The organism is Streptomyces sp. NPDC030021 (assembly GCF_055574035.1).
Genome location: NZ_JBVIAH010000048.1, coordinates 1 through 7,821 on the forward strand (window position 1 = coordinate 1; position 7,821 = coordinate 7,821).

Here is a 7,821-nt window from a genome sequence, read left to right on the forward strand (position 1 = left end):
TCACCGGCGAAAACACCATCTCCTGGCGCGACCCGACACCAGCACATCAAAGCCGCATCTCGGGATGAAACAACGGGATGAAACGACCTCTTAGAGCGCGCACCCGCCCTACCCGCGCTGTTCGCCCCCGGCCTGGTAGTCCTCGGTGGTGCTCATGGTTCGTGTCCGTCCTCGGTGTCGGTGAAGGGCGCGGTGATGACGCGGCGTGCCATCACCGCGCAGGCGGTGGGGGATTCCGGGAAAGGGGGGGGGCGGTGTGCGAAGGGGGGTTCGCCGAAGGGGGGGTCGGGCGGGGGTGCCGGCGGGGGTCGTCCTGCGGGCCGGGCGGGCGGGCGGCCGGGGGAGCGACGGGGGCGGCAAGTTCCGGCTCCGCCGTGTACAACCCGTCATCGGTGTGCGGAGGCTCCGGCCGCGCCGTCCGGCACCCCCGGTTCGGGGGTCCGGCAGCTCTGGTGGTCATTGGGGTGGTTGCGGGTCAGATGCTGCGGGCGGTGATGTCGCCGTAGGAGGTGGTGGCGCGGATGGTGAGGCCGGCGGCGGCGCCGTCGGTGTTGGTGAGGGTGTTGTGGATGCGGCCGTGGGCGGTGCTGGCGTCGAGCGTGGCGGAGACGCCTGGGGCGGTGCCGATGGTGATGTCGCCTGCCTGGGTGGACAGTTCGACAGTGCCGTGGACGGCCTCGGTGATGTGGAGGTCGCCCTTGTGGGTGGTGATGCGGGCGGGGCCGCTGAGGCGTCCGACGCGGACGTCGCCGGCCGTGAGGGTGAGGTGGGCGCTGGCGGTCTCGTCGAGGCTGACGGTGCCCTGGGCGGCCTCGAGGGTGACGTCGCCGAGGCGGCCGACGCCGCGGAACTCGGCGGCCGCGGTCTTCGCCTCGACGCGGGAGCCGGCCGGCAGCTGGACGGTGATCTCGACGGATCCGGAGTTGCCGAGGATCCGGTTCTTCGCCGGTGCGGCGGTGATCCGCAGGACGCCGTCCTTGTACTCGGCGGTGGTCTGCCCGGCGGCCTTCACGTCGCGGCTCTTGGAGGCGTCGGCGGGGAGGATCTCGACGGTGGTGTCGGCCCGGTCGGCGGCGATGAACCGGATGAGACCGGCGGGGACGTCCAGGACGGCGGCGATCGGGGTGGCGGTGGCGAACTTCTGCATGCTGCTTCTCCTTCATCAGCGGCTGCGCTCCGTGCGCCCCGCGGTTTCTGATGAACGAAAAGCTACGTTGCGTTCGATGATCTGGCAACGTCCTTGTTGCCTCAAAACTGCATTACTGCAGGTCGTGTCAGGAATTTCATTGCAATGGTTTCGAGCTTAACGCAACAGTATCCACTCGGCTCGTTGCAATGGATTGGGAGTGAACGCTCTAGCGGGAGGATGGTGCCGGGAATGCCTGCGCCGGCGGGTGTGATTGACGGACCGTGAGATGAATAGACGTCAGGACCGGCTTGTCGCGTCCGGTTCGGCGTCGGCCGGGGGCCTCGGCGGTGCGCCGGGGCCGCAGCGGGTGTGACGGCCCGCTGCGGCCCGGCACGTATGCCGGTATGTGTGCCGGTGTGTGTCGAGTGTGTCCGTGCGGGTCGGCTCAGTGCAGGACCGGGATCACGTCGCGTGTCTCGTCGACCTCGCCGGCCGGGGTGCGGCGGCCGAAGGGTTCCGGGGGAGCCTCGTCCGCGCAGACGGTGCCGGGCGCGGGCAGCGCCAGGGTGGCGAGGTAGTCGTCGACGAGGGCGCTGACACACGCGCTGCGGTGGTAGGCGGTGTGCCCCTCGGCGTCGAAGGTCAGCAGCCGTCCGCCGTCCAGCGTCCCGGCCAGGGTCACGGCGTCCTGGTAGGGGGTGTCCGGGTCCCCGGTCGTGCCGAGCACCAGGATCGGGGCGGAACCCGCCGCCCGGTAGGAGCCCTCGAACCGGCTGGGGCGCTCCGCCGGCCACTGGGCGCAGGCCGGGGCGTGGTTGTGGTCGTAGGTCGGCGGCCCCAGGCCGATCGAGGGTCCCAGGAGCGGCGCGGACGCGGCCTCGGCGCCGACCAGCGCGCCCAGGAGGAGCCGGCTGCGCGGGTAGAGGCGGTCGGCGCACTCGACCGCCAGGTTGGCGCTGAGGAAGTCGAACGACGCGGGCGAGGGAGGTGACAGCAGGAACGAGGCCTGCCGTGCCTGGGCCGACCGCAGCGCCTGCCCCAGATAGGGCCAGATCTCCTTGCCCGCGTTGATGTTGAACATCAGACGGTAGGCCAGGGTGTAGCCGGTGGCAGGGCGCCCGCTCGCGGTGATCACCGGGTCCGCGTCCAGGTCCCGCTTCAGCTGCTCGAACGCCTGCCGCGGCCGGCCCTCGCCGAACCCGCAGGCCGACGCATTGCGCCCGCACCAGTCCAGGAACCGGCCGAGGGCCGCGTCCAGGGCGGCGAACTGCCCGGCGTCGTACGCGTACGGCACATCCGCGTAGCGGCGCGGATCGTAGGCGCCGTCCAGGACCATGGCACGCACCCGCGCCGGGAACCGCGCCGCGTAGACGGTGCCGACGTAGCTGCCGAAGGAGCGGCCGTAGAAGGACAGCGTCTCCTCGCCCAGAGCCTGCCTCAGCAGGTCGAGGTCCCCGGCGTTCGAGGCGGTGCCGATGAACGGCACCAGCTCCCCGGAGCGTTCTTGGCAGGCGGCGGCGAAGCGGGCGCCCTGGCGCACGGCCTCCCGCAGGGCCCCCGGCCCGGGCACACCGCGCGCACCGTCGACCGCGGCGGCGTACTCCTTGTCGTCCCAGCACTCCACCTGCCCGCTGCGCGCCACCCCGCGCATGTCGTACCCGACGACGTCGAAGGCGTCGCGCAGGGAGGCGGGGAGCGCCTCGTAGCTGCTGCGGGCGAAGTTCACACCGGAGTTGCCGGGCCCGCCGGGATGCAGCACCAGGACACCGGCCCGGCGCGCCGGGTCGGCCGCCGCCCGGCGGGTGACCGCGAGCGCGAGCGCGGGCCCGGCGGGCCGGCGGTAGTCCACCGGCACCCGGGCGGTCGCGCACTCGAAGCCGTCCGCCGCCCCGTCGCAGGGACCCCAGGACAGCACCGGGACGGGCGGCGCCCCCGCGCCCCCTGCTGCCCCCGCCGCGTCGGCCGTTCCGGCGGTGCCGGGCGCTCCCCCCAGGAGCGCCGTGACCGCGATCAGGACCAGGGATATCCCCCACACCACGCGCCTGCGGGGCTCGTCGGCCAAACGGGTCATACGGCGCTCCTCCGTCACGGATGCTGCGGAACGGGCGACAACGTAGCGGCCGGCCACCGCCCCTGTCGGCCCGCCAGGAGTTGATTCCCGGCTACCGCCAGGGTTGTACGCCCCCGGCCGGCCCGCGGCCGGCCCGCGGTCCGCCCGCGGTCCGCCCGCGGTCCGCCCGCGGTCCGGCCCGTCGTCCGGCCTGTAGTCCGCCCGCAGTCCCGCCCTGCAGTCCGGCCCCCGGTCGGCCCGCAGTCCCGCCCGCGGTCCGGCTCCGTCCGGGGAGCCCGCCGTGTCCGTCGTCCGTCGTCCGTCGTCCGTTCGGTGCCGGGGCGGTGTCCCGGCCATGTCCGGGCAGCGTCCACCGCCGTCCGGGCGACCATGGCCTCATGGACGCCGAGCCGGGGAGTAGCCCGTGGCCGGGCAGGTGCCGGCGAGCTGGAACGAGGGAGGGCCCCCGCCAGGCAGGCGGTACTGGACCACGTCCACCGGGCGACGACACCGGGCGAGGCGTTCGTCGGGCCGGCCGACCGGATCGCCACGTTCGACAACGACGGCATGCCGTGGGCCGAGCAGCCGATGCCACCGCAGTTCGACTCCGTCTTCCGCACCAGGCAGAAGGAGGTGAAGGCCGACCCCTCGCTCGCGGCGTGCCGGCCGTACAAGGCGCTCGTGGAGTGCGACCAGGGGTTCTTCGAGGCCTGGCGGCGCAGGAACCCGAGGCGGCGGGCACCCTGCTGGAGGCGTTCGCCCGGTCGTGGGCCGGCACGGCACCCGAGGAGTTCGACGCGCGGGTGCGGGAGTGGACCCGGACGGTGCGCGACCCGCGGTTCGGCGTCCCGTACGTGGAGCTGGTCTGCCGGCCGGTGCCGGAGCTGTTCGACCTCCTGCGGGCGACGGGTTCCGGGTGTTCGTGTGCCCGTGCGGCGGCCGCGACTTCATGTGTGTGTTCGCCGAGGACGCCTGGGGGTCCTGGGGGAGAACGTCATCGGCTCCGCGGCCGTCTGTACCTGCACCGGTGGTGGGCTCGTCCGCTCCCGCGAACTCCTGGGTGGCCGGGAGCTGGGGCCGGGCGAACCCGGGCGCGTCTTCGCCCGCACCGGCCGGACGTCCGCTTTGGCGGGCGGCAACGCCGGTGTCGGCATCGAGATGGTCCGCAGCGCCGTGCTCGCACTGCTGGTACGCCACGATGGCGACCGGCCCGAGTGCGCCTGCGCCAGTGCCGCCGAGGCCTCGTTCGCCACGGCCGGGCAGCCCGGCCGGACCGTCGTGAGCTTGAAGAGCGACCGGGCGAGGACGGCCCTGTTCTGACCGGGAGGGCGCGTCGGACGGCCTGACCGCCGTCGGCGTCCTCGTCGACCGCGACGGGAGGACCCTGCGCCGCGCCCGCGCCTGCGCCTGGAACGCCCGGATGCGTCCCGGGCCGCTTCGCCCTGGACGCCTCCCGCCGGCCGCACATCACCGCCCTCCGGTGCTGCGTCCGCGCGGCCGGCCTGGACGGCGTGTACGGGGCGGTCCGCCGCGCCCTGGACACGACCGGTACGGGCGCCCTCGCCTGCCGGGCCGTCGCCCTCGGGCAGGCCGACCGGGGTGTGCCCGGCCAGGGCCTCGCGGTCATCCTCCTGCGGCCCGGCCCGCAGGTCCTCGGCGTCCAGGCCGCGCGGTCTCCCTGTTCACCCGGTCCGGCGGCGCGGCCGCCGCCTTCGTCACCGACCCGGGTGAGGAGATCAGCCGAAGCGCCCTCGACCGGGCCGGGGGCTGCGTGCCCGCCCGGATCGGCCCCGGCCGCCGCACCGCGCACGTCACCACCGTCGGCTTCGCCGCCTCGGCGGCCCCGGGGCGGTCGAGGCCGGGCCGTCCGACGCCTTCACCGTCCGCCCGGCGGCCGTCGCCGCCCGCCGGCTCGGCAGCAGCGGAGCAGTCCGCAGGCTCCTGCGGAGCCGGCCCGCCCCGAACAGGCCCGACCCCGCCACGGGTGCGGCCCGCTCCACCGGGACCTGCCCGCAGCCGCGACCGGACCCGCGGGGCGGGCGGCTCAAGGGGCGGGCGGGGCCGCCGCGTGACGGGTCTGCCCGGCCAGGACGGCGGTGGCCCGCTCCAGGAGTTCGCACAGCGCGGCGTGCTCGGAGGGCGTGAACGCGTCGGTGAGCGCGCGCTCGAGGACGGCCACCTCCCCGTATGCGCGGTCCAGGAGCGCCCGGCCCTCACTGTTCAGGGTCGCGATCTGCACCTTGGCGTGCACCGCGGAGCTCTCGCGGCGGATGAGCTCCTTGCCCTCCATGTTGGCCAGCACACTGCTCATGCTCTGCTGCGTCACTCCGCAGGAGCGGGCCAGCTGGGCGCCGGACATGCCGCCCTCGCGCGAGAGCGCCAGCAGCACGGTGTACTGCGTCATGGTCAGGCCGTAGGTGCGCAGCACCGCCTCGTGGTGCGCCATCAGCGCCTGTTCGGACCGCCTGATCCGGGTACAGAGGGACTCCTCGACCGGGGCTTCCATCACGCACTCCCACTCCGTTAACAGGTTCATGGGTTGACTCAGGAACCTTACATACCTACTGTCCTCGACTGTAAGGATACTGAGTCGGCACAAGGGGCTGTGATCATGAAGGCTGTTCTCCTCGACACCGAGGGCCACTACCGCGTCACCGAAATCGACGAGCCCGCCCCCGGACCCGGCCAGGTGGCGGTCAAGGTCGCCTACGCCGGGATCCAGTGGGGGGACACCATGGTCCGAGACGGCCTGTTCCCCCTCCCGCGCCCCTTCGTCCCCGGCTTCGAGGCGTCCGGCCACATCACCGCGGTCGGCGAGGGCGTCGACCCGGCCCGCATCGGCACACCCGTCACCGCGCTGACCACGGCAGGCGCCTGCGCCGAGGTGGCCCTGGCGCCCGCCGCGCTCGCCCTGGACACCGGAGACCTGCCGCTGCGCACCGCCGCCGGCCTCGGCTGGGGCGCACCGACCGCCTACGACCTGATCAACACCACCGCACGGGTCCGGCCCGGCGAGAGCGTGCTGATCCACGCCGCGGCCGGCTCGGTCGGCACGCTTGCCGCCCAGTTCGCCCGGCTGGCCGGAGCCGGCCGGATCGTCGGCGTCGCCGGCAGCCCCGCCCGGGCCGGCTACGCCGCCCGCTTCGGATACGACCGCGTCGTGCTGCGCGGGGAACTCCCGGCCGGGCTCGACGGCGAACGCTTCGACGTGATCCTCGACCCGGTCGGCGGCGCCACCCGCCGCGCCGCCCTGGAACAGCTGGCGGCCCACGGCCGGCTCGCGGTCTTCGGCAACCTCGCCGCCCTCGAACCCGTCCCGGCCGACCCGGGCGACCTGCTCATGAACGGCAGGTCACTCCTGACCTACAACAGCAACCTGCTTGCCCACACCCACCCCGAGCGCCTCGCCGACAGCGCCCGCCGCGCCCTCGCCCTCGTCGCGGACGGCAGGGTACGCGTGGACATCACCGCCGAATACGGCCTGGAAGACCTGGCCACCGCCGTACAGCGGCTCGCCGAGGGCACCACCCACGGCAAGAGCGTGCTGCGCATCGCCTGACGGCGCGCCCCGAGCCGCCCACCGCCCCCCGTTCCAGTGGACCGGAACAGCAGGTCAGGGCATTTCGTCCGGGTCGCAGGTCGCGCGGCGCAGCCCGATCGTCCGCAGGGCCCGCATCAGCCCCTCCTCGTCGCCCGCCCGCACCAGGTGGACGGCCCCGTCGGCGGTGACGACACCGAGGTCACCGGGGGCCGTCTCCGCCCTCGTACGCAGCACCACCCCGCTCGGCGGGTCCAGGGCGCGTACCCCCTGGAACACGCCGAGCGCGGCCGGGTCGTCACGGAAGCCGCCGGACAGCGTGAGCACGGTGATGTCGGGGAGCAGGACCCGGGCGTGCGCCAGGGCGACACCGGGCGTGGGGGCGTAGGAGATGACCCGGAAGTGGGGGTTGCGCTGGATCCGCGAACGCAGCAGCTCCAGCTCCGCGCCCTCCGGTACGCCGACCACCAGGACTGTCATCACAGTCCCTCATCCTCCGCCGCGGCGGCGGGCCCGTCGAGCCGGGCGCGCCCTCCCGATCCGCGGGCCGATCCCCGCGCCGCGCCGCGCCGGGTACGGGTACGGGTGCGGGCTGGGGGGGTCGGTCTACTCTGCAGATCCACGGTCCGGGAGGGGCGGCAGATGACCGGTACGACGGCTTTCGACCTCGGGCCGCAGGCCCGGATCGTGGCTCGCCTGGCGGCCGCCGTCCCGGATGCCCGGCTCACCGGCCGGACGCCCTGTCCCGCATACACGGTTGCCGGCCTGCTGGGCCACCTCGCGGGCCTTGCCGCCGCTTTCCGTGACGCCGCCCGCAAGGACCTGGGCGTCACGACCGACACGGCCCCCGGTACGGCCGTGCCCGTCCTGCCTGCATGCTGGCGTGAGGGCTTGCCCAGGGTCCTTGGTGAATTGGCGGGAGCGTGGCGGGATCCGGCTGCCTGGTCCGGTATGACCCGTGTGGGTGGTGTGGATTTGCCCGGTGCGGTCGCCGGTGTGGTGGCGGCCGACGAACTGGTGGTGCACGGATGGGACCTGGCCCGGGCGACCGGCCAGGAGTACGCACCCGACCCGGCTGCGCTGCGCGCCTCGTACGTGTTCCTG

General features: G+C 74.2%; 7 protein-coding genes. 3 read left to right on the top strand and 4 right to left on the bottom strand.

The features are described 5' to 3' along the window. Positions 1 to 475: 475 nt before the first annotated feature. On the bottom strand, positions 476 to 1,147 hold the full coding sequence (locus tag ACZ4YL_RS41170; protein WP_468123634.1) for a DUF4097 family beta strand repeat-containing protein: 672 nt from the start codon (positions 1,145 to 1,147) through the stop codon (positions 476 to 478). Positions 1,148 to 1,574: 427 nt separating this feature from the next. Beyond that, positions 1,575 to 3,200, bottom strand: coding sequence for an alpha/beta hydrolase (locus ACZ4YL_RS41175; RefSeq protein ID WP_468123636.1), 1,626 nt, complete (start codon positions 3,198 to 3,200; stop codon positions 1,575 to 1,577). 930 nt (positions 3,201 to 4,130) lie between these two features. Here ACZ4YL_RS41175 and ACZ4YL_RS41180 point away from each other — a divergent pair. Continuing rightward, positions 4,131 to 4,499 carry a hypothetical protein gene (locus tag ACZ4YL_RS41180; protein ID WP_468123638.1) on the top strand — a complete coding sequence of 123 codons (369 nt, stop codon included), beginning with the start codon at positions 4,131 to 4,133 and terminating at the stop codon, positions 4,497 to 4,499. 724 nt (positions 4,500 to 5,223) lie between these two features. Here the strand turns inward: ACZ4YL_RS41180 and ACZ4YL_RS41185 are convergent. Continuing rightward, a complete protein-coding gene (locus ACZ4YL_RS41185) occupies positions 5,224 to 5,715 on the bottom strand; it encodes a MarR family winged helix-turn-helix transcriptional regulator (protein WP_468123640.1) in 492 nt (163 codons plus the stop codon). Positions 5,716 to 5,790: 75 nt separating this feature from the next. On the opposite strand from ACZ4YL_RS41185, the gene ACZ4YL_RS41190 reads away from it, so the two are divergent. After that, the gene (locus tag ACZ4YL_RS41190) at positions 5,791 to 6,738 is read left to right on the top strand and encodes a quinone oxidoreductase family protein (RefSeq protein WP_468123641.1); all 948 of its coding nucleotides are present in this window, start codon (positions 5,791 to 5,793) and stop codon (positions 6,736 to 6,738) included. Between the two features lie 54 nt (positions 6,739 to 6,792). On the opposite strand, the gene ACZ4YL_RS41195 is transcribed toward ACZ4YL_RS41190, so the two are convergent. Continuing rightward, positions 6,793 to 7,197, bottom strand: coding sequence for a hypothetical protein (locus tag ACZ4YL_RS41195; protein ID WP_389126251.1), 405 nt, complete (start codon positions 7,195 to 7,197; stop codon positions 6,793 to 6,795). A 162-nt stretch (positions 7,198 to 7,359) separates the two neighbouring features. Between ACZ4YL_RS41195 and ACZ4YL_RS41200 the strand changes: the two genes are divergently transcribed. Beyond that, a partial coding sequence (locus ACZ4YL_RS41200; protein WP_468123643.1) for a TIGR03086 family metal-binding protein occupies positions 7,360 to 7,821 on the top strand: 462 nt, incomplete at its 3' end.